At 66.5% G+C, this 16,510-nt stretch carries 34 protein-coding genes; 33 read left to right on the plus strand and 1 reads right to left on the minus strand.

Annotation, left to right across the window (positions count from 1 at the left end; genetic code table 11):
* From BVI061214_RS05335 to rplQ, 32 genes are all read left to right on the plus strand, one after another.
* Positions 1 to 310: EF-Tu C-terminal domain-related protein (locus tag BVI061214_RS05335; protein ID WP_487246345.1), on the plus strand; the 310-nt coding region annotated here is incomplete at its 5' end.
* Positions 311 to 318: 8 nt separating this feature from the next.
* Positions 319 to 636, plus strand: coding sequence for a 30S ribosomal protein S10 (rpsJ, locus tag BVI061214_RS05340; protein ID WP_053767570.1), 318 nt, complete (start codon positions 319 to 321; stop codon positions 634 to 636).
* Positions 633 to 1,253, plus strand: a complete 621-nt coding sequence (gene rplC, locus BVI061214_RS05345; RefSeq protein WP_003043849.1) for a 50S ribosomal protein L3 — start codon at positions 633 to 635, stop codon at positions 1,251 to 1,253. The genes rpsJ and rplC overlap by 4 nt, the downstream gene beginning before the upstream one ends.
* Positions 1,250 to 1,891 carry a 50S ribosomal protein L4 gene (gene rplD, locus BVI061214_RS05350; RefSeq protein WP_003043854.1) on the plus strand — a complete coding sequence of 214 codons (642 nt, stop codon included), beginning with the start codon at positions 1,250 to 1,252 and terminating at the stop codon, positions 1,889 to 1,891. The genes rplC and rplD overlap by 4 nt, the downstream gene beginning before the upstream one ends.
* The gene (locus BVI061214_RS05355; RefSeq protein WP_003043857.1) at positions 1,888 to 2,178 is read left to right on the plus strand and encodes a 50S ribosomal protein L23; all 291 of its coding nucleotides are present in this window, start codon (positions 1,888 to 1,890) and stop codon (positions 2,176 to 2,178) included. The genes rplD and BVI061214_RS05355 overlap by 4 nt, the downstream gene beginning before the upstream one ends.
* 52 nt (positions 2,179 to 2,230) lie before the next feature.
* Positions 2,231 to 3,061: a 50S ribosomal protein L2 gene (gene rplB / locus BVI061214_RS05360; protein WP_003043861.1), complete on the plus strand. Its 831-nt coding sequence runs from the start codon at positions 2,231 to 2,233 to the stop codon at positions 3,059 to 3,061.
* Between the two features lie 8 nt (positions 3,062 to 3,069).
* Complete coding sequence (rpsS, locus tag BVI061214_RS05365; protein ID WP_003043865.1) at positions 3,070 to 3,351, plus strand: 30S ribosomal protein S19; 282 nt, start codon at positions 3,070 to 3,072, stop codon at positions 3,349 to 3,351.
* Between the two features lie 2 nt (positions 3,352 to 3,353).
* Positions 3,354 to 3,695 (plus strand): 50S ribosomal protein L22, encoded by a 342-nt coding sequence (gene rplV / locus BVI061214_RS05370; protein ID WP_003043868.1) that lies wholly within the window; start codon positions 3,354 to 3,356, stop codon positions 3,693 to 3,695.
* Entirely contained in the window at positions 3,685 to 4,404 is a 720-nt protein-coding gene (rpsC, locus tag BVI061214_RS05375; RefSeq protein ID WP_003043871.1) for a 30S ribosomal protein S3, read from the plus strand. Before rplV ends, rpsC begins: the two co-directional genes overlap by 11 nt.
* A 3-nt stretch (positions 4,405 to 4,407) precedes the next feature.
* Positions 4,408 to 4,833, plus strand: a complete 426-nt coding sequence (gene rplP / locus BVI061214_RS05380; protein ID WP_003043874.1) for a 50S ribosomal protein L16 — start codon at positions 4,408 to 4,410, stop codon at positions 4,831 to 4,833.
* Complete coding sequence (gene rpmC / locus BVI061214_RS05385; protein ID WP_003043877.1) at positions 4,820 to 5,038, plus strand: 50S ribosomal protein L29; 219 nt, start codon at positions 4,820 to 4,822, stop codon at positions 5,036 to 5,038. Before rplP ends, rpmC begins: the two co-directional genes overlap by 14 nt.
* Positions 5,031 to 5,348, plus strand: coding sequence for a 30S ribosomal protein S17 (gene rpsQ / locus BVI061214_RS05390; RefSeq protein ID WP_003043879.1), 318 nt, complete (start codon positions 5,031 to 5,033; stop codon positions 5,346 to 5,348). Before rpmC ends, rpsQ begins: the two co-directional genes overlap by 8 nt.
* Entirely contained in the window at positions 5,345 to 5,713 is a 369-nt protein-coding gene (gene rplN / locus BVI061214_RS05395) for a 50S ribosomal protein L14 (RefSeq protein ID WP_003043914.1), read from the plus strand. The genes rpsQ and rplN overlap by 4 nt, the downstream gene beginning before the upstream one ends.
* A complete protein-coding gene (gene rplX / locus BVI061214_RS05400; RefSeq protein WP_003043916.1) occupies positions 5,713 to 6,045 on the plus strand; it encodes a 50S ribosomal protein L24 in 333 nt (110 codons plus the stop codon). The genes rplN and rplX overlap by 1 nt, the downstream gene beginning before the upstream one ends.
* A 1-nt stretch (position 6,046) precedes the next feature.
* Complete coding sequence (rplE, locus tag BVI061214_RS05405; protein ID WP_053767571.1) at positions 6,047 to 6,595, plus strand: 50S ribosomal protein L5; 549 nt, start codon at positions 6,047 to 6,049, stop codon at positions 6,593 to 6,595.
* Positions 6,596 to 6,602: 7 nt separating this feature from the next.
* Positions 6,603 to 6,788: a type Z 30S ribosomal protein S14 gene (locus BVI061214_RS05410; protein WP_003043922.1), complete on the plus strand. Its 186-nt coding sequence runs from the start codon at positions 6,603 to 6,605 to the stop codon at positions 6,786 to 6,788.
* 67 nt (positions 6,789 to 6,855) lie between these two features.
* A complete protein-coding gene (rpsH, locus tag BVI061214_RS05415) occupies positions 6,856 to 7,272 on the plus strand; it encodes a 30S ribosomal protein S8 (RefSeq protein ID WP_053767572.1) in 417 nt (138 codons plus the stop codon).
* Positions 7,272 to 7,814 carry a 50S ribosomal protein L6 gene (gene rplF / locus BVI061214_RS05420; RefSeq protein WP_003043925.1) on the plus strand — a complete coding sequence of 181 codons (543 nt, stop codon included), beginning with the start codon at positions 7,272 to 7,274 and terminating at the stop codon, positions 7,812 to 7,814. Before rpsH ends, rplF begins: the two co-directional genes overlap by 1 nt.
* A gap of 8 nt (positions 7,815 to 7,822) precedes the next feature.
* Positions 7,823 to 8,161, plus strand: a complete 339-nt coding sequence (gene rplR, locus BVI061214_RS05425; RefSeq protein ID WP_003043927.1) for a 50S ribosomal protein L18 — start codon at positions 7,823 to 7,825, stop codon at positions 8,159 to 8,161.
* 9 nt (positions 8,162 to 8,170) lie between these two features.
* Entirely contained in the window at positions 8,171 to 8,644 is a 474-nt protein-coding gene (gene rpsE / locus BVI061214_RS05430; protein WP_003043929.1) for a 30S ribosomal protein S5, read from the plus strand.
* Positions 8,644 to 8,826 (plus strand): 50S ribosomal protein L30, encoded by a 183-nt coding sequence (gene rpmD / locus BVI061214_RS05435; protein WP_003043931.1) that lies wholly within the window; start codon positions 8,644 to 8,646, stop codon positions 8,824 to 8,826. Before rpsE ends, rpmD begins: the two co-directional genes overlap by 1 nt.
* Positions 8,823 to 9,275 carry a 50S ribosomal protein L15 gene (gene rplO, locus BVI061214_RS05440; RefSeq protein WP_003043933.1) on the plus strand — a complete coding sequence of 151 codons (453 nt, stop codon included), beginning with the start codon at positions 8,823 to 8,825 and terminating at the stop codon, positions 9,273 to 9,275. Before rpmD ends, rplO begins: the two co-directional genes overlap by 4 nt.
* Before the next feature lies 1 nt (position 9,276).
* Positions 9,277 to 10,593, plus strand: a complete 1,317-nt coding sequence (gene secY / locus BVI061214_RS05445; RefSeq protein ID WP_003043935.1) for a preprotein translocase subunit SecY — start codon at positions 9,277 to 9,279, stop codon at positions 10,591 to 10,593.
* Positions 10,594 to 10,601: 8 nt separating this feature from the next.
* Positions 10,602 to 11,156: an adenylate kinase gene (locus BVI061214_RS05450; RefSeq protein ID WP_053767573.1), complete on the plus strand. Its 555-nt coding sequence runs from the start codon at positions 10,602 to 10,604 to the stop codon at positions 11,154 to 11,156.
* Positions 11,156 to 11,923 (plus strand): type I methionyl aminopeptidase, encoded by a 768-nt coding sequence (map, locus tag BVI061214_RS05455; protein ID WP_003043939.1) that lies wholly within the window; start codon positions 11,156 to 11,158, stop codon positions 11,921 to 11,923. Before BVI061214_RS05450 ends, map begins: the two co-directional genes overlap by 1 nt.
* A 7-nt stretch (positions 11,924 to 11,930) precedes the next feature.
* Positions 11,931 to 12,149, plus strand: coding sequence for a translation initiation factor IF-1 (infA, locus tag BVI061214_RS05460; RefSeq protein WP_003043942.1), 219 nt, complete (start codon positions 11,931 to 11,933; stop codon positions 12,147 to 12,149).
* An 8-nt stretch (positions 12,150 to 12,157) separates the two neighbouring features.
* Entirely contained in the window at positions 12,158 to 12,271 is a 114-nt protein-coding gene (rpmJ, locus tag BVI061214_RS05465; RefSeq protein WP_003043944.1) for a 50S ribosomal protein L36, read from the plus strand.
* A 9-nt stretch (positions 12,272 to 12,280) separates the two neighbouring features.
* Positions 12,281 to 12,661 carry a 30S ribosomal protein S13 gene (gene rpsM / locus BVI061214_RS05470; protein WP_003043946.1) on the plus strand — a complete coding sequence of 127 codons (381 nt, stop codon included), beginning with the start codon at positions 12,281 to 12,283 and terminating at the stop codon, positions 12,659 to 12,661.
* A gap of 46 nt (positions 12,662 to 12,707) precedes the next feature.
* Positions 12,708 to 13,097: a 30S ribosomal protein S11 gene (gene rpsK / locus BVI061214_RS05475; protein ID WP_040684153.1), complete on the plus strand. Its 390-nt coding sequence runs from the start codon at positions 12,708 to 12,710 to the stop codon at positions 13,095 to 13,097.
* 10 nt (positions 13,098 to 13,107) lie between these two features.
* Positions 13,108 to 13,737 carry a 30S ribosomal protein S4 gene (gene rpsD / locus BVI061214_RS05480; protein WP_003043950.1) on the plus strand — a complete coding sequence of 210 codons (630 nt, stop codon included), beginning with the start codon at positions 13,108 to 13,110 and terminating at the stop codon, positions 13,735 to 13,737.
* Positions 13,738 to 13,769: 32 nt separating this feature from the next.
* Positions 13,770 to 14,714, plus strand: coding sequence for a DNA-directed RNA polymerase subunit alpha (locus BVI061214_RS05485; protein WP_003043953.1), 945 nt, complete (start codon positions 13,770 to 13,772; stop codon positions 14,712 to 14,714).
* A gap of 4 nt (positions 14,715 to 14,718) precedes the next feature.
* Positions 14,719 to 15,075 (plus strand): 50S ribosomal protein L17, encoded by a 357-nt coding sequence (gene rplQ / locus BVI061214_RS05490; RefSeq protein ID WP_053767574.1) that lies wholly within the window; start codon positions 14,719 to 14,721, stop codon positions 15,073 to 15,075.
* A 69-nt stretch (positions 15,076 to 15,144) separates the two neighbouring features.
* On the opposite strand, the gene BVI061214_RS05495 is transcribed toward rplQ, so the two are convergent.
* The gene (locus BVI061214_RS05495) at positions 15,145 to 15,621 is read right to left on the minus strand and encodes a hypothetical protein (RefSeq protein WP_053767575.1); all 477 of its coding nucleotides are present in this window, start codon (positions 15,619 to 15,621) and stop codon (positions 15,145 to 15,147) included.
* A 46-nt stretch (positions 15,622 to 15,667) separates the two neighbouring features.
* On the opposite strand from BVI061214_RS05495, the gene BVI061214_RS05500 reads away from it, so the two are divergent.
* Complete coding sequence (locus BVI061214_RS05500; protein ID WP_053767576.1) at positions 15,668 to 16,501, plus strand: DMT family transporter; 834 nt, start codon at positions 15,668 to 15,670, stop codon at positions 16,499 to 16,501.
* Positions 16,502 to 16,510 lie beyond the last annotated feature (9 nt).

The following is a 16,510-nucleotide window of genomic DNA, read 5'->3' on the forward strand; positions in this document are numbered from 1 at the left end:
ATTGGCCAAGCCTGGGAGCATCACGCCGCACACCAAGTTTGAGGCCTCGGTGTACATCCTGAAGAAGGAGGAGGGCGGGCGGCACACGGGGTTTTTCACGGGGTACCGGCCGCAGTTTTACTTCCGGACGACGGACGTGACGGGGGTGGTGCGGTTGCCCCAGGGGGTGGAGATGGTGATGCCTGGGGACAACGTGACCTTCACGGTGGAGCTCATCAAGCCGGTGGCGCTGGAGGAGGGTTTGCGGTTTGCCATCCGGGAGGGTGGGCGGACCGTGGGCGCCGGCGTGGTCACCAAGATCCTGGAGTGAGGTGAAGCATGCCCAAGATCCGCATCAAGCTTCGGGGCTTTGACCACAAGACCCTGGACGCCTCGGCCCAGAAGATCGTGGAGGCCGTTCGGCGTTCCGGGGCCCAGGTCTCAGGCCCCGTTCCCCTGCCCACCCGGGTGCGCCGCTTCACCGTGATCCGGGGTCCTTTCAAGCACAAGGACTCCCGGGAGCACTTTGAGCTTCGCACCCACAACCGCTTGGTGGACATCCTGAACCCCAACCGGAAGACCATTGAGAGCCTCATGTCCCTGGACCTGCCCACCGGCGTGGAGATCGAGATCAAGACCATAGGAGGTGGCAAGTGAAGGGGATCCTGGGCACGAAGGTGGGCATGACCCGGATCTACAGGGAGGACCGGGCCATTCCCGTCACCGTGATCCTGGCCGGCCCCTGCCCGGTGGTCCAGCGGCGCACCCCGGAGAAGGACGGGTACACCGCCGTGCAGCTGGGCTTTCTGGCCCAGAAGCCGGGGCGGGTCAACCGGCCCATGAAGGGGCATTTCGCCAAGGCCGGGGTCCAGCCCGTGCGCATCCTTAAGGAGATCCGGGACTTCAACCCCGAGGGCGACGTGGTGACGGTGGAGATCTTCAAGCCCGGGGAGCGGGTGGACGTGACCGGCACCTCCAAGGGCCGGGGCACCGCCGGGGTCATGAAGCGCTGGAACTTCGCCGGCGGCCCCGACTCCCACGGCGCCCACAAGATCCACCGCCACCCGGGCTCCATCGGCAACCGCAAGACCCCGGGCCGCGTCTACAAGGGCAAGAAGATGGCGGGCCACTACGGGGCGGAGCGGGTCACGGTGGTGAACCTCGAGGTGGTGGACGTCATCCCCGAGGAGAACCTGCTCCTGGTCAAGGGCGCCGTGCCCGGACCCAACGGTGGGCTCGTGGTGGTGCGCCAGACCAAGAAGGTGGCCAAGTGAGGGAGGCGAAGGTGGAAACCGTTTACCAGATTCCCGTTATTTCCCCCGCCGGCAAGCGGGAGCTGGCCGCTAACCTGCCGGGGGAGGTCAACCCCCACCTCCTCTGGGAAGTGGTGCGCTGGCAGCTGGCCAGCCGCCGCCGGGGCACCGCCAGCACCAAGACCCGGGGCGAGGTGGCCTACTCGGGCCGCAAGATCTACCCCCAGAAGCACACGGGCCGCGCCCGCCACGGGGACATCGGGGCCCCCATCTTCGTGGGCGGCGGCACGGTCTTCGGCCCCAAGCCCCGGGACTATAGCTACACCCTGCCCAAAAAGGTCCGGAAGGCGGGCCTGGCCATGGCCGTGGCCGACCGGGCTAAGGAGGGGAAGCTCCTTCTGGTGGAGGCCTTCCTTGGGGTTCAGGGCAAGACCAGGGAGTTTCTGGCCTGGGCCAAGGAGGTGGGCTTGGACGGTTCCGAGACCGTTCTCCTGGTCACGGCCGACGAGGCCGTGCGCCGGGCCGCCCGCAACCTGCCCTGGGTGGTAACCCTGGCCCCCGAGGGCCTCAACGTCTACGACATCCTGCGCACTGGGCGCCTGGTCATGGACCTGAAGGCCTGGGAGGTCTTCCAGGAGCGCCTGGGAGGTGAGGCATGAAGACGGCCTACGACGTGATCCTGGCCCCCGTGCTCTCGGAGAAGGCCTACGCGGGCTTTGCCGCGGGCAAGTACACCTTCTGGGTTCACCCCAAGGCCACCAAGACCGAGATCAAGAACGCCGTGGAGGCGGCCTTCAAGGTCAAGGTGGTGGGGGTCAACACCATGAACGTTCGGGGCAAGAAGAAGCGCCTGGGCCGCTACCTGGGCAAGCGCCCTGACCGCAAGAAAGCCATCGTGCAGGTGGCCGCCGGGCAGAGGATTGAGGCCCTGGAGGGCCTCATCTAAACCCCGCCGGGAAAGGGAGCCTGGCCCTGATCCGGCAAGGGAGGAAAGAGGAATGGCAGTCAAGAAGTTCAAACCCTACACGCCTAGCCGCCGCTTCATGACGGTGGCGGACTTCTCCGAGATCACCAAGACCGAGCCGGAGAAGTCCCTGGTCAAGCCCCTGAAGAAGACGGGGGGGCGCAACAACCAGGGCCGCATCACTGTGCGCTTCCGCGGAGGCGGCCACAAGCGCCTCTACCGCATCATTGACTTCAAGCGCTGGGACAAGGCCGGCATCCCCGCTAAGGTGGCGGCCATTGAGTACGACCCCAACCGCTCCGCCCGCATCGCCCTCCTCCACTACGCCGACGGGGAGAAGCGCTACATCATCGCCCCCGAGGGGCTTCAGGTGGGGCAGCAGGTGGTGGCGGGGCCCGATGCGCCCATCAGCGTGGGCAACGCCCTTCCTTTGCGCTTCATCCCCGTGGGTACCGTGGTCCACGCCGTGGAGCTGGAGCCCAAAAAGGGGGCCAAGCTGGCCCGCTCCGCCGGCACCAGCGCCCAGATCCAGGGCCGGGAAGGGGACTACGTGATCCTGCGCCTGCCCTCGGGGGAGCTGAGGAAGGTGCACGGGGAGTGCTACGCCGCCATCGGGGCCGTGGGCAACGCCGACCACAAGAACATCGTCCTGGGCAAGGCGGGCCGCACCCGCTGGCTAGGCCGGAAGCCCCACGTGCGGGGCGCCGCCATGAACCCGGTGGACCACCCCCACGGCGGCGGCGAGGGCCGGGCGCCCCGGGGCCGTCCCCCGGCCTCCCCCTGGGGCTGGCAGACCAAGGGCCTCAAGACCAGGAAGCGGCGCAAGCCTTCCAGCCGCTTCATCATCGCCCGGCGGAAGAGGTGAGGTGAGCCATGCCGCGTAGCTTGAAGAAGGGCGTTTTCGTAGACGATCACCTCTTGGAGAAGGTGCGGGAGCTGAACGCCAAGGGGGAGAAGCGGCTCATCAAGACCTGGAGCCGCCGCTCCACCATCGTGCCGGAGATGGTGGGCCACACCATCGCGGTTTACAACGGCAAGCAGCACGTGCCCGTGTACATCACCGAGAACATGGTGGGGCACAAGCTGGGTGAGTTCGCGCCCACCCGCACCTACCGGGGGCACGGCAAAGAGGCCAAGGCCACCAAGAAGAAGTAGCCATGGAAGCGAAAGCCATTGCCCGTTACGTGCGCATCGCCCCCAGGAAGGTCCGCCTGGTGGTGGACCTGATCCGGGGGAAGAGCCTCGAGGAGGCCCGCGCCATCCTGCGCTACACCAACAAGCGGGGGGCCTACCACGTGGCCAAGGTGCTAGAGTCCGCCGCGGCCAACGCCGTCAACAACCACGACATGCTGGAGGATCGCCTCTTCGTCAAGGCGGCCTTCGTGGACGAGGGGCCCGCCCTGAAGCGGGTGCTTCCCCGGGCCCGGGGCCGGGCGGACATCGTGAAGAAGAAGACCAGCCACATCACCATCATTCTGGGGGAAAAGCATGGGAAATAAGATCCACCCCATCGGATTCCGGCTTGGCATCACCCGGGACTGGGAGTCCCGCTGGTATGCGGGCAAGAAGCAGTACCGCCACCTCCTTCTGGAGGACCTGCAGATCCGCGACTACCTGACCAAGGAGCTCTACCCGGCCGGCCTAGCCCGCGTGGACATTGAGCGGGCCGCCGACAACGTGGCGGTGAGCGTCCACGTGGCCAAGCCCGGCGTGGTGATCGGCCGGGGCGGGGAGAAGATCAAGGTCCTGCGGGACGCCCTTGCCAAGCTGACCGGGAAAAACGTGGCCCTGAACGTCCAGGAGATCCACAACCCCAACCTCTCGGCCCCCCTGGTGGCCCAGCGGGTGGCGGAGCAGATTGAGCGCCGCTTCGCCGTGCGGCGGGCCATCAAGCAGGCGGTCCAGCGGGTCATGGAGTCCGGGGCCAAGGGGGCCAAGGTCATCGTATCCGGGCGCATCGGCGGGGCGGAGCAGGCCCGCACCGAGTGGGCCGCGGAGGGGCGGGTTCCCCTGCAGACCCTCCGTGCTAACATAGACTACGGCTTTGCCCTGGCCCGCACCACCTACGGGGTGCTGGGGGTGAAGGCGTACGTCTTCCTGGGCGAGGTGATCGGCGGCCAGAAGGTGAAGGGGCGTCCCGAGGCCCCCAAGGCCGAGGAGCGCCCCCGCCGCCGCCGCCCCGCCGTGCGCGTGAAGAAGGAGGAGTAGGCCATGCTGATGCCCAGGCGCATGAAGTACCGGAAGCAACAGCGCGGCCGCCTGAAGGGCGCCACCAAGGGGGGCGACTACGTGGCCTTCGGGGACTTTGGCCTGGTGGCCATGGAGCCCGCCTGGATCACCGCCCAGCAGATTGAGGCCGCCCGTGTGGCCATGGTGCGCCACTTCCGCCGCGGCGGGAAGATCTTCATCCGCATCTTCCCCGACAAGCCCTACACCAAGAAGCCCCTCGAGGTGCGCATGGGTAAGGGCAAGGGCAACGTGGAGGGGTACGTGGCCGTGGTCAAGCCGGGCCGGGTGATGTTTGAGGTGGCGGGGGTCACGGAGGAGCAGGCCCTCGAGGCCCTGCGCATCGCCGGCCACAAGCTCCCCATCAAGACCAAGATCGTGCGGAGGGACGCTTACGATGAAGCTCAGTGAGATCCGCAAAGAGCTTTCGGAGGCCCGCAAGCTCTCCCTTGTGGAGCTGGAAAAGCTCATCCGGCAGAAGAAGCGGGAGCTCATGGAGCTCCGCTTCCAGGCCTCCATCGGCCAGCTTTCCCAGAACCACAGGATCCGGGAGACCCGGCGCTCCATCGCCCGTCTTCTGACGGTCTGGAACGAGAAGAGGAGGCAGAATGCCTAAGAAGGTGCTGACCGGGGTGGTGGTGAGCGACAAGATGCAGAAGACCGTGACGGTCTTGGTGGAGCGCCAGTTCCCCCACCCCCTTTACGGCAAGGTCATCAAGCGCTCCAAAAAGTACCTGGCCCATGACCCCGAGGAGCGGTACAAGGTGGGGGACGTGGTGGAGATCATAGAGGCCCGCCCCATCTCCAAGCGCAAGCGATTCCGGGTCCTGCGCTTGGTGGAAGAGGGGCGGCTGGACCTGGTGGAGAAGTACCTGGTACGCCGCCAGAACTACGCTAGCCTTTCCAAGCGGGGAGGTAAGGCATGATCCAGCCCCAGACCTACCTGGAGGTGGCCGACAACACCGGGGCCCGCAAGATCATGTGCATCCGGGTCCTCAAGGGCTCCAACGCCAAGTACGCCACGGTGGGGGACGTGATCGTGGCCAGCGTCAAGGAGGCCATCCCCCGCGGCGCCGTGAAGGAGGGCGACGTGGTCAAGGCGGTGGTGGTGCGCACCAAGAAAGAGGTCAAGCGGCCCGACGGCTCCGCCATCCGCTTTGACGACAACGCCGCCGTCATCATCAACAACCAGTTGGAGCCCCGCGGCACCCGCGTCTTCGGCCCGGTGGCCCGCGAGCTCCGGGAGAAGGGCTTCATGAAGATCGTCTCCCTGGCTCCGGAGGTGCTCTGATGCAGGCCAAGGTGCACGTGAAGAAGGGGGACACCGTCCTGGTGGCCTCCGGCAAGTACAAGGGCCGGGTGGGCAAGGTGAAGGCCGTCCTGCCCCGGAAGATGGCCGTGATCGTGGAGGGGGTCAACCTGGTCAAGAAGGCGGTCCGCCCTAGCCCCAAGCACCCCCAGGGCGGGTTCGTGGAGCAGGAGGCGCCTCTACACGCCTCCAAGGTGCGGCCCATCTGCCCGGCCTGCGGCAAGCCCACCCGGGTGCGCAAGAAGTTCCTGGAGGACGGGCGCAAGATCCGGGCCTGCGCCAAGTGCGGCGGGTCCTTGGACGTGGAGGAGTAAGATGCCCCTGGACGTTGCCCTGAAGAAGAAGTACTACGACGAGGTCAGGCCGGAACTCATCCGCCGCTTCGGCTACCAGAACATCTGGGAGGTGCCGCGGCTGGAGAAGGTGGTCATCAACCAGGGCCTGGGCGAGGCCAAGGAGGACGCCCGCATCCTGGAGAAGGCCAGCAAGGAGCTGGCCCTCATCGCCGGCCAAAAGCCCGCCATCACCCGGGCCAAGAAGTCCATCTCCAACTTCAAGCTCCGCAAGGGGATGCCCATCGGTCTCCGGGTCACCCTCCGGGGCGACCGGATGTGGATCTTCCTGGAGAAGCTCCTCTCCGTGGCCCTTCCCCGCATCCGCGACTTCCGCGGCCTCAACCCCAACAGCTTTGACGGCCGGGGCAACTACAACCTGGGCCTGAAGGAGCAGCTCATCTTCCCCGAGATCACCTACGACATGGTGGACGCTCCGCGGGGCATGGACATCGCGGTGGTGACCACCGCCAAGACCGACGAGGAGGCCAAGGCCCTCCTGGAGCTTCTGGGCTTCCCCTTCCGCAAGTGAGGCGAGCATGGCGAGAAAAGCGCTGATTGAGAAGGCCAAAAGGACCCCCAAGTTCAAGGTGCGGGCCTACACCCGTTGCGTGCGTTGCGGGCGGGCCAGGAGCGTCTACCGCTACTTCGGTCTTTGCCGCATCTGCCTCCGGGAACTGGCCCACAAGGGGCAGCTCCCGGGGGTGAAGAAGGCCAGCTGGTAGGCCGTGGCCGGTCGGGGGGCTTCCCTCGAGACCGCATGGTTCAGGAAGAGGTAAAAGGAGAGAGGAAATGCTGACGGACCCCATCGCCGACATGCTGACCCGGATCAGGAACGCCACCCGGGTCTACAAGGAGAGCACCGAGGTGCCCGCCTCGCGCTTCAAGGAGGAGATCCTGAAGATCCTGGCGCGGGAAGGGTTCATCAAGGGGTATGAGCGGGTGGAGGTGGACGGCAAGCCCTACTTGCGCATCCACCTCAAGTACGGCCCCAGGCGGCAGGGCCCGGACCCCCGCCCCGAGCAGGTCATCAAGCACATCCGCCGCATCAGCCGGCCCGGGCGGCGGGTCTACGTGGGGGTCAAGGAGATCCCCCGGGTGCGCCGGGGCCTGGGGATCGCCATTCTCTCCACGCCCAAGGGGGTGCTGACGGACCGGGAGGCCCGGAAGTTGGGCGTGGGCGGCGAGCTCATCTGCGAGGTGTGGTGATGTCTAGGATCGGCAGGCTTCCCATTCCCGTGCCCAAGGGGGTTCAGGTGCAGGTCTCCCCAGGGCTTGTGAAGGTCAAGGGCCCCAAGGGGGAGCTTTCGGTCCCCGTTTCCCCGGAGCTCAAGGTGGTGGTGGAGGAAAACGTGGTGCGGGTGGAGCGCCCCTCCGATGAGCGCCGCCACAGAAGCCTCCACGGGCTCACCCGCACCCTGATCGCCAACGCCGTCAAGGGAGTCTCCGAGGGGTACGTCAAGGAGCTCCTCATCAAGGGCATCGGCTACAGGGCCCGTCTGGTGGGCCGCTCCATTGAGCTCACGGTGGGCTTTAGCCACCCCGTGGTGGTGGAGCCCCCGGAGGGCATCACCTTTGAGGTGCCCGAGCCCACCCGGATCCGCGTTCTGGGCATTGACAAGCAGAAGGTGGGGCAGGTGGCCGCCGACATCCGGGCCATCAAGAAGCCCAGCGCTTACCACGAGAAGGGCATCTACTACGCTGACGAGCCTGTCCGCCTCAAGCCCGGCAAGGCCGGGGCCAAGAAGTAGGGGGAAGCATGGCACGGCTAACCGCTTACGAGCGCCGCAAGTTCCGGGTGCGCAACCGGGTTAAGAGGACCGGGAGGCTTCGCCTTTCCGTTTTCCGGAGCCTCAAACACATCTACGCGCAGATCATTGACGACGAGAAGGGCGAGACCCTGGTGGCCGAGTCCAGCCTGGCCCTGAAGCTCAAGGGCAACAAGACCGAGGTGGCCCGGAAGGTGGGCCTGGCCCTGGCGGAGAAGGCCATCGCCAAGGGGATCAAGCAGGTGGCCTTTGACCGCGGCCCCTACAAGTACCACGGCCGGGTCAAGGCCCTGGCCGAGGGGGCCCGGGAGGGGGGCCTCGAGTTCTAAGGAGGAACCATGCCCGAGACCGATTTTGAGGAGAAGATGATCCTGGTGCGGCGCACCGCCAAGACCTACCAGGGCGGCCGCCGCTTCCGCTTCGGCGCCCTGGTGGTGGTGGGGGACCGCCAGGGGCGGGTGGGCCTGGGCCTGGGCAAGGCCAAGGAGGTGCCCCTGGCGGTGCAGAAGGCGGGGTACTACGCCCGCCGCAACATGGTGGAGGTGCCCATCCAGAACGGCACCATCCCCCACGAGGTTGAGGTGGAGTTCGGGGCCTCCAAGATCCTCCTGAAGCCCGCCGCTCCCGGTACGGGCGTGATCGCTGGGGCGGTGCCCCGGGCCATCCTGGAGCTGGCGGGGATCACCGACATCCTCACCAAGGAGCTGGGGAGCCGCAACCCTATCAACATCGCCTACGCCACCATGGAGGCCCTGCGCCAACTCCAGACCAAGGAGGACGTCAAGCGCCTCAGGAAGGCTAAGGAGGAGTGATGGCCAGGCTCAAGGTGAAGCTGGTAAAGAGCCCCATCGGCTACCCCAAGGACCAGAAGGCGGCCCTCAAGGCCCTGGGGTTTAGAAGGCTCCAGCAGGAGAAACTGCTGGAGGACACGCCGGCCATCCGCGGCAACATCCGCAAGGTGGCCCACCTTCTTCAGGTGGAGGTGGTGGAATGAAGCTTTCCGATCTCAAGCCCAATCCAGGAGCCAACAAGAAGCGCAAGCGGGTGGGCCGGGGCCCCGGCTCTGGCCACGGCAAGACGGCCACCCGGGGCCACAAGGGCCAGAAGTCCCGCTCCGGCGGCCTCAAGGACCCCCGCCGCTTTGAGGGCGGGCGCTCCACCACCCTGATGCGCCTGCCCAAGCGGGGCATGCAGGGCCAGGTTCCCGGGGAGATCAAAAGGCCCAGGTACCAGGGGGTGAACCTCGAGGCCCTGGCCCGGTTTGAGGGGGAGGTGACCCCCGAGCTTCTGGTCCAGGCGGGCCTCCTCAAGAAGGGCTACCGCCTGAAGATCCTGGGGGACGGCGAGGCCAAGCCCCTCAAGGTGGTGGCCCACGCCTTTTCCAAGAGCGCCCTGGAGAAGCTGAAGGCCGCGGGCGGCGAGGCCGTCCTTCTGGAGGCCTAAGATGCTGAAGGCCTTCCGGAGCGCCCTCCAGATCCCCGAGCTGCGCCAGCGCATCCTCTTCACCCTCCTGGTCCTGGCCGCCTACCGCTTGGGGGCCTTCATCCCCACCCCGGGGGTAGACCTGGACAAGATCCAGGAGTTCCTGCGCACCACCCAGGGCGGGGTGTTCGGCATCATCAACCTCTTCTCTGGGGGCAACTTTGAGCGCTTCTCCATCTTCGCCCTGGGCATCATGCCCTACATCACCGCGGCCATCGTCATGCAGCTTTTGGTTAACATCGTGCCGGCGCTGGAGAAGCTTTCCAAAGAAGGGGAGGAGGGCCGCCGCATCATCACGCAGTACACCCGCATCGGCGGCATCGCTCTGGGGGCCTTCCAGGGCTTCTTCCTGGCCACAGCCTTCCTGGGGGCTGAGGGGGGCAGGTTCCTCCTCCCCGGCTGGTCCCCGGGGCCCTTCTTCTGGCTGGTGGTGGTGGTCACCCAGGTGGCGGGCATCGCCCTCCTCCTCTGGATGGCGGAGCGCATCACCGAGTACGGCATCGGCAACGGCGCCAGCATGATCATCTTCGCCGGGATCGTGGTGGAGTGGCTTCCCCAGCTGGTGCGCACCATAGGCCTCATCCGCACCGGGGAGGTGAACCTGGTGGCCTTCCTCTTCTTCCTGGCCTTCATCGTGCTGGCCTTCGCCGGCATGGCGGCGGTGCAGCAGGCGGAGCGGCGGATCCCCGTCCAGTACGCCCGCAAGGTGGTGGGGCGCAGGGTCTACGGAGGGCAGGCCACCTACATCCCCATCAAGCTGAACGCCGCCGGGGTGATCCCCATCGTCTTCGCCGCCGCCATCCTGCAGATCCCCATCTTCCTTGCCGCCCCCTTCCAGGACAACGCCGTGCTCCAGGCCATCGCCAACTTCTTCAACCCCACCCGCCTTTCCGGCCTCCTCATAGAGGTGGTCCTCATCGTCCTCTTCACCTACGTCTACACGGCGGTGCAGTTTGACCCTAAGCGCATCGCCGAGTCCTTGCGGGAGTACGGGGGCTTCATCCCCGGCATCCGCCCTGGGGAGCCCACGGTGAAGTTCCTGGAGCACATCGTCTCCCGGCTCACCCTCTGGGGGGCCCTCTTCCTGGGCTTGGTGGCCGCTTTGCCCCAGATCATCCAGAACCTGACCGGGGTCCAGAGCATCGCCTTCTCGGGCATCGGCCTCCTGATCGTGGTGGGGGTGGCCCTGGACACGCTTAGGCAGATAGAGAGCCAGCTCATGTTGAGGAACTACGAGGGCTTTCTCTCCAAGGGCCGCATCCGCGGCCGCACGCGCTAGGAGGAGGCATGGGGGAAGCGGTGATCTTCTTGGGGCCGCCGGGGGCGGGCAAGGGTACCCAGGCGGCGCGGCTGGCCGAGGAGCTTTCCTTCAAAAAGCTCTCCACCGGCGACATCCTCCGGGACCATGTGGCCCGGGGCACGCCCCTGGGACTCCAGGTGAAGCCCATCATGGACCGGGGGGACCTGGTGCCCGACGACCTGATCCTGGCCCTGATCCGGGAGGAGCTTTCCGACCGGGTCATCTTTGACGGCTTCCCCAGGACCATCCCCCAGGCGGAGGCCCTGGACCGCCTCCTGGAGGAGACGGGGACCAGGCTTCTTGGGGTGGTTCTGGTGGAGGTGCCGGAGGAGGAGCTCCTCCGCCGCATGCTGAAGCGGGCGGAGCTGGAGGGGCGCTCCGACGACAACGAGGAGACCATCCGCCGCCGCCTCCAGGTCTACCGGGAGAAGACCGAGCCCCTCATCCAGTACTATGAGAAGACGGGCGCCCTGAGGCGGGTGGACGGCCTTGGCACCCCCGACGAGGTCTACGCCCGCATCCGGGCCGCGCTGGGAATCTGATGGCCATCAAGCTGAAAAGCCCCTGGGAGATTGAGCGCATGCGGGAGGCGGGCGCCCTCCTCACCGAGGTGGTGGAGGAGGTGGCCCGCCACGTGGAGCCCGGCATCACCACCAAAGAGCTGGACCGGATCGCCTACGAGGCCATCAGGAAGCGCAAGGCCAAGCCCGCCTTCCTGGGCCTTTACGGCTTTCCCGCCACGCTCTGCACCTCGGTCAACGAGGTGGTGGTCCACGGCATCCCCTCGGAGAAGCCCCTCCAGGAGGGGGACATCCTCTCCGTGGACGTGGGCCTCATCTACGGGGGCTTCGCCGCCGACATGGCCCGCACCTTTCCCGTAGGCAGGGTCTCCCCCGAGGCGGAAAGGCTTATCAAGGACACGGAGGCCGCCTTCTGGGAGGGGATGAAGTACCTAAGGCCCGGCTACCGCATCGGCGACGTGGCCCACGCCGTGCAGACCTTTCTGGAAAGCCGGGGCTACGGGGTGGTGCGGGAGTTCGTGGGCCACGGGGTGGGGCGGGAGATCCACGAGGACCCCCAGCTTCCCAACTTCGGCAAGCCGGGAACCGGGCCCAAGATCCGCCCGGGGATGACCCTGGCCCTCGAGCCCATGGTCACCCTGCGCCCGGCGTCTGTGGTAATATTGGAAGATGGCTGGACGGCGAGCGCCGGAAGGGGCAACCTCGCCGCCCACTACGAGAACACCGTCTTGGTGACGGAAGAGGGCCCGGAGCTTCTCACCGGGGTTTCCTTGGTGCGGGCGCGGTAGGAGGGGTATGGCGAAGGAGAAGGACACCATTCGGGCGGAGGGCGTGGTCACCGAGGCTTTGCCCAACACCACCTTTCGGGTGAAGCTGGACTCGGGGCCGGAGATCCTGGCCTACATCTCGGGGAAGATGCGCATGCACTACATCCGCATCCTTCCCGGGGACCGGGTGGTGGTGGAGATTACCCCCTACGACCCCACGCGGGGCCGCATCGTCTACAGAAAGTAGGAGGCGAGATGAAGGTACGGGCGTCGGTGAAGAGGATGTGCGAGAAGTGCAAGGTGGTGCGCCGGCACGGCCGGGTGTACGTCATCTGCGAGAACCCCAAGCACAAGCAGCGTCAGGGCTAAGGAGGCAACGTGGCGAGGATCGCAGGCGTAGAGATTCCCAGGAACAAGCGGGTGGATGTGGCCCTCACCTACATCTACGGCATCGGGCCGGCCCGGGCCAAGGAGGCCCTGGAGAAGACGGGCATCAACCCGGCCACCCGGGTGAAGGACCTGACCGAGGCTGAGGTGGTGCGCCTCCGCGAGTACGTGGAGAACGCCTGGAAGCTGGAAGGCGAGCTCAGGGCGGAGGTGGCGGCCAACATCAAGCGCCTCATGGACATTGGTTGCTACCGGGGCCTGAGGCACCGGCGGGGCCTGCCCGTGCGGGGCCAGCGCACCCGCACCAACGCCCGCACCCGCAAGGGCCCCAGGAAGACGGTGCCGGGCAAGAAGAAGGCCCCCAGGAAGTAAGCCCTGAACGCGGTTTAGGGCCAGCAGATACTCCGAGAGGGAGAGTATGGCCGGAAAAGCGACGAGGAAAAAGGTCAAGCGACAGGTGGCTAGCGGGAGGGCGTACATCCACGCCTCCCACAACAACACCATCGTCACCATCACGGACCCGGACGGCAACCCCATCACCTGGTCTTCAGGTGGGGTCATCGGCTACAAGGGGAGCCGGAAGGGCACCCCCTACGCCGCGCAGCTCGCCGCCATGGACGCGGCCAAGAAGGCCATGGCCTACGGCATGCAGAGCGTGGACGTGATCGTGCGGGGTACCGGGGCGGGGCGGGAGCAGGCCATCAGGGCCCTCCAGGCCTCCGGCCTCCAGGTGAAGTCCATCGTGGACGACACCCCTGTGCCCCACAACGGCTGCCGGCCCAAGAAGAAGTTCCGCAAGGCCTCGTAAGGAGTGAAAGATGGGTCGTTACATTGGTCCAGTTTGCCGTCTTTGCCGCCGGGAAGGCGTGAAGCTTTACCTGAAGGGGGAGCGGTGCTACAGCCCCAAGTGCGCCATGGAGCGCCGGCCCTACCCCCCTGGCCAGCACGGCCAGCGGCGGGCGCGCCGCCCTTCCGACTACGCCGTGCGCCTTAGGGAAAAGCAGAAGCTCCGCCGCATCTACGGGATTTCCGAGACCCAGTTCCGCAACCTCTTTGAGGAGGCCAGCCGCAAGAAGGGGGTCACGGGCACCGTCCTCCTGGGTCTTCTGGAGTCCCGCCTGGACAACGTGGTCTACCGGCTGGGCTTCGCTCAAAGCCGCCGCCAGGCCCGGCAGATGGTGCGCCACGGCCACATCACCGTCAACGGGCGCCGGGTGGACCTACCCGCCTACCGGGTGAAGCCCGGCGACGAGATCGCCATCGCCGAGAGGAGCAGGAACCTCACCTTCATCCGCGAGAACCTCGAGGCCATGAAGGGCCGCAAGGTGGGCCCCTGGCTTTCCCTGGACGTGGAGGGCATGAAGGGCAAGTTCCTGCGCCTGCCCGACCGGGAAGACCTGGCCCTGCCGGTCAACGAGCAGCTGGTGATTGAGTTCTACTCCAGGTAATCTGTCATAGGGATTGGCCCCGAAGGAGGCCTATGTTGGAGAGCAAGCTGAAAGCCCCGGTCTTCACGGCGCGCACCCAGGGGCGCCACTACGGCGAGTTCGTCCTGGAGCCCCTAGAAAGGGGGTTTGGGGTCACCCTGGGGAACCCTCTCCGCCGCATCCTCCTCTCCTCCATCCCCGGGACCGCGGTCACCAGCGTCTACATTGAGGACGTCCTCCACGAGTTCTCCACCATTCCCGGGGTGAAGGAGGACGTGGTGGAGATCATCCTGAACCTGAAGGAGCTGGTGGTGCGCTTCCTGGACCCCAAGATGGCGTCCACCACCCTGATCCTCAGGGCGGAGGGCCCCAAGGAGGTGAGGGCGGGCGACTTCACCCCCTCCGCCGACGTGGAGATCATGAACCCCGACCTCCACATCGCCACCCTCGAGGAGGGCGGGAAGCTCTACATGGAGGTGCGGGTGGACCGGGGGGTGGGGTACGTGCCCGCCGAGCGCCACGGCATCAAGGACCGCATCAACGCCATCCCTGTGGATGCCATCTTCTCCCCGGTGCGCCGGGTGGCCTTCCAGGTGGAGGACACCCGCCTGGGCCAGCGCACGGACCTGGACAAGCTCACCTTGAGGATCTGGACCGACGGCTCCGTCACCCCCCTCGAGGCCCTGAACCAGGCCGTGGCCATCCTGAAGGAGCACCTGAACTACTTCGCCAACCCCGAGGCCTCCCTTCTGCCCACCCCCGAGGTGTCGAAGGGGGAGAAGCGGGAGAGCGCCGAGGAGGACCTGGACCTGCCCTTGGAGGAGCTTGGGCTTTCCACCCGGGTCCTCCACAGCCTCAAGGAGGAGGGGATTGAGTCCGTGCGCGCCCTTCTGGCCCTCAACCTCAAGGACCTGAGGAACATCCCCGGCATCGGGGAGCGGAGCCTGGAGGAGATCCGCCAGGCCCTGGCCAAGAAGGGCTTCACCCTAAAGGAGTGAGACCATGCGCCATCTGAAGTCTGGAAGGAAACTAAACCGCCACTCTTCCCATCGCGTGGCCCTGTTCCGCAACCAGGCCAAGAGCCTCCTCACCCACGGGCGCATCACCACCACCGTGCCCAAGGCCAAGGAGCTGACCGGTTTCGTGGACCACCTGATCCACCTGGCCAAGCGGGGGGACCTTCACGCCCGCAGGCTGGTCCTCAGGGACCTGCAGGACGTGAAGCTAGTGCGGAAGCTCTTTGACGAGATCGCCCCCAGGTACCAGAACCGCCCCGGGGGGTACACCCGGGTCCTGAAGCTGGCGGAGCGCCGCCGCGGGGACGGGGCTCCTCTGGCCTTGGTGGAGCTGGTGGAGTAAGGCCACCCCATGCTGGGCTAAGCTAGCATGGGGGTATAAACCCTTTCTTTCCTCTTTGGGGGGTGGGCTTTAGCCTGCCCCCTCGCCCTTTTCCGGCTTCATAAGCCGCAGGATCTGGTCCTCCAGCTCACCGATGTAGGCAGCCAGGGTGTTGCCGTGCTTTTCCAAAAGCTCCTCTACCCGGGCCTCGAGGGCCCGGATCTCCTCCCGCTCCGCCTCCGCCAGGCGCGCTAGCTCGGCCTCCAGGTACCGCCTGAGCTCCGTGTAGCGGCTTTGCTCGGCGTCTTCGGCCAGCTTCTTGTAGTGAAGGAGCTCCCGGGCGTACCGCTTCACCTCCAGAAGGGCGGCGGTCTCCAGCCCGATGGTGAAGATGAGGTAGAGGAGGGAGACCACCCCCAAGGCGATGACCAGCAAAAGCCCCAGGGGGGCCTCCACCCGGGTGAGGCCCAGGGAAAGGGGGGTAGGCCTGGTGATCTCCCCCCAGTTGAGCCAGGCGAAGAGGGCGAGGAGGAGGACGAGAAGGGCGAAAAGGGTTCGGCCGCTCATAGGGCTACCTCCATAGAGACACCGGCGGCATTATACTCTAGGCCCCATGGGCTACCTGTACCTCTTCCTGGCGGCCTTCCTCTGGGGACTTCTGGGGTCGGTGAGCCGCCTGGCCTTCGGGGAGGGGCTACCTCCCCTTCTGGTGGCCTTTTACCGGGCGGTTATCGCCTGGGCCTTCTTCGCCCTCCACGCCCTAATCCTGCGCCAGGTGCGCCTTCTTCCCAAGGACCTCCCCGCCCTCTTCCTCTTCGGCCTGGTGGGGGTTTCCCTGTTCTATGGCTCCTACCAGCTGGCGGTGAACTACGGCGGGGCCGCTTTGGCCTCGGTCCTCCTCTACACCGCTCCCGCCTTTGTGGCCCTCCTCTCCCGCCTGGTCCTGAAGGAGGCCTTGGACCCCCTGGGCCTTCTGGCCGTGGCCCTCACCCTCCTGGGGGTGGGCCTCATGGGCCTGGGCGGGGGTAGCCAGGTGAAGGCCCTCCTTCCCGCCCTTTTCTTCGGCCTCCTTTCCGGCTTCACCTACGCCCTTTACTACATCTTCGGCAAGCTCTACCTGCCCCGGTACGCCACCCCCACCCTCTTCCTCTACGCCCTGCCCGTGGGGGCTTTGGGGCTTCTGCCCTTCGTGGACTTCGTCCCCTTGAGCCAAAAAGCCCTGTGGGCCCTCCTCTTCCTGGGGGCCTTTTCCACCTACGGGGCCTACCTGGCCTACTACGCCGGCCTCAGGCGGCTTCCCGCCACCCGGGCCAGCGTCTTGGCCACCCTCGAGCCCGTGGTGGCCAACCTCTTCGCCTTCCTCCTCTTCCGGGAGGTCCTCTCCCCTCTGGGCTACCTGGGGGCGGGCCTCATCCTCCTGGCCGTCCTTCTCAGCGTGCGGCGGTAGACTCTGGTC

This window comes from Thermus aquaticus (genome assembly GCF_001280255.1).
Lineage (GTDB): Bacteria > Deinococcota > Deinococci > Deinococcales > Thermaceae > Thermus > Thermus aquaticus.

Coding starts and splice junctions, on each gene's coding strand:
- rpsK (WP_040684153.1), top strand. CDS start 12,708: ATGGCCGGAAAAGCGACGAGGAAAAAGGTCAAGCGACAGGTGGCTAGC.
- rpsS (WP_003043865.1), top strand. CDS start 3,070: ATGCCGCGTAGCTTGAAGAAGGGCGTTTTCGTAGACGATCACCTCTTG.
- rpsH (WP_053767572.1), top strand. CDS start 6,856: ATGCTGACGGACCCCATCGCCGACATGCTGACCCGGATCAGGAACGCC.
- rplF (WP_003043925.1), top strand. CDS start 7,272: ATGTCTAGGATCGGCAGGCTTCCCATTCCCGTGCCCAAGGGGGTTCAG.
- rplE (WP_053767571.1), top strand. CDS start 6,047: ATGCCCCTGGACGTTGCCCTGAAGAAGAAGTACTACGACGAGGTCAGG.
- BVI061214_RS05355 (WP_003043857.1), top strand. CDS start 1,888: ATGAAGACGGCCTACGACGTGATCCTGGCCCCCGTGCTCTCGGAGAAG.
- rpsJ (WP_053767570.1), top strand. CDS start 319: ATGCCCAAGATCCGCATCAAGCTTCGGGGCTTTGACCACAAGACCCTG.
- BVI061214_RS05485 (WP_003043953.1), top strand. CDS start 13,770: ATGTTGGAGAGCAAGCTGAAAGCCCCGGTCTTCACGGCGCGCACCCAG.
- rpmC (WP_003043877.1), top strand. CDS start 4,820: ATGAAGCTCAGTGAGATCCGCAAAGAGCTTTCGGAGGCCCGCAAGCTC.
- rplR (WP_003043927.1), top strand. CDS start 7,823: ATGGCACGGCTAACCGCTTACGAGCGCCGCAAGTTCCGGGTGCGCAAC.
- rplP (WP_003043874.1), top strand. CDS start 4,408: ATGCTGATGCCCAGGCGCATGAAGTACCGGAAGCAACAGCGCGGCCGC.
- map (WP_003043939.1), top strand. CDS start 11,156: ATGGCCATCAAGCTGAAAAGCCCCTGGGAGATTGAGCGCATGCGGGAG.
- rplQ (WP_053767574.1), top strand. CDS start 14,719: ATGCGCCATCTGAAGTCTGGAAGGAAACTAAACCGCCACTCTTCCCAT.
- BVI061214_RS05500 (WP_053767576.1), top strand. CDS start 15,668: ATGGGCTACCTGTACCTCTTCCTGGCGGCCTTCCTCTGGGGACTTCTG.
- BVI061214_RS05450 (WP_053767573.1), top strand. CDS start 10,602: ATGGGGGAAGCGGTGATCTTCTTGGGGCCGCCGGGGGCGGGCAAGGGT.
- rplX (WP_003043916.1), top strand. CDS start 5,713: ATGCAGGCCAAGGTGCACGTGAAGAAGGGGGACACCGTCCTGGTGGCC.
- BVI061214_RS05410 (WP_003043922.1), top strand. CDS start 6,603: ATGGCGAGAAAAGCGCTGATTGAGAAGGCCAAAAGGACCCCCAAGTTC.
- rpmD (WP_003043931.1), top strand. CDS start 8,644: ATGGCCAGGCTCAAGGTGAAGCTGGTAAAGAGCCCCATCGGCTACCCC.
- rplO (WP_003043933.1), top strand. CDS start 8,823: ATGAAGCTTTCCGATCTCAAGCCCAATCCAGGAGCCAACAAGAAGCGC.
- rplN (WP_003043914.1), top strand. CDS start 5,345: ATGATCCAGCCCCAGACCTACCTGGAGGTGGCCGACAACACCGGGGCC.
- rplV (WP_003043868.1), top strand. CDS start 3,354: ATGGAAGCGAAAGCCATTGCCCGTTACGTGCGCATCGCCCCCAGGAAG.
- rpsQ (WP_003043879.1), top strand. CDS start 5,031: ATGCCTAAGAAGGTGCTGACCGGGGTGGTGGTGAGCGACAAGATGCAG.
- infA (WP_003043942.1), top strand. CDS start 11,931: ATGGCGAAGGAGAAGGACACCATTCGGGCGGAGGGCGTGGTCACCGAG.
- secY (WP_003043935.1), top strand. CDS start 9,277: ATGCTGAAGGCCTTCCGGAGCGCCCTCCAGATCCCCGAGCTGCGCCAG.
- rplB (WP_003043861.1), top strand. CDS start 2,231: ATGGCAGTCAAGAAGTTCAAACCCTACACGCCTAGCCGCCGCTTCATG.
- rpsE (WP_003043929.1), top strand. CDS start 8,171: ATGCCCGAGACCGATTTTGAGGAGAAGATGATCCTGGTGCGGCGCACC.
- BVI061214_RS05495 (WP_053767575.1), bottom strand. CDS start 15,621: ATGAGCGGCCGAACCCTTTTCGCCCTTCTCGTCCTCCTCCTCGCCCTC.
- rpsD (WP_003043950.1), top strand. CDS start 13,108: ATGGGTCGTTACATTGGTCCAGTTTGCCGTCTTTGCCGCCGGGAAGGC.
- rpsC (WP_003043871.1), top strand. CDS start 3,685: ATGGGAAATAAGATCCACCCCATCGGATTCCGGCTTGGCATCACCCGG.
- rpmJ (WP_003043944.1), top strand. CDS start 12,158: ATGAAGGTACGGGCGTCGGTGAAGAGGATGTGCGAGAAGTGCAAGGTG.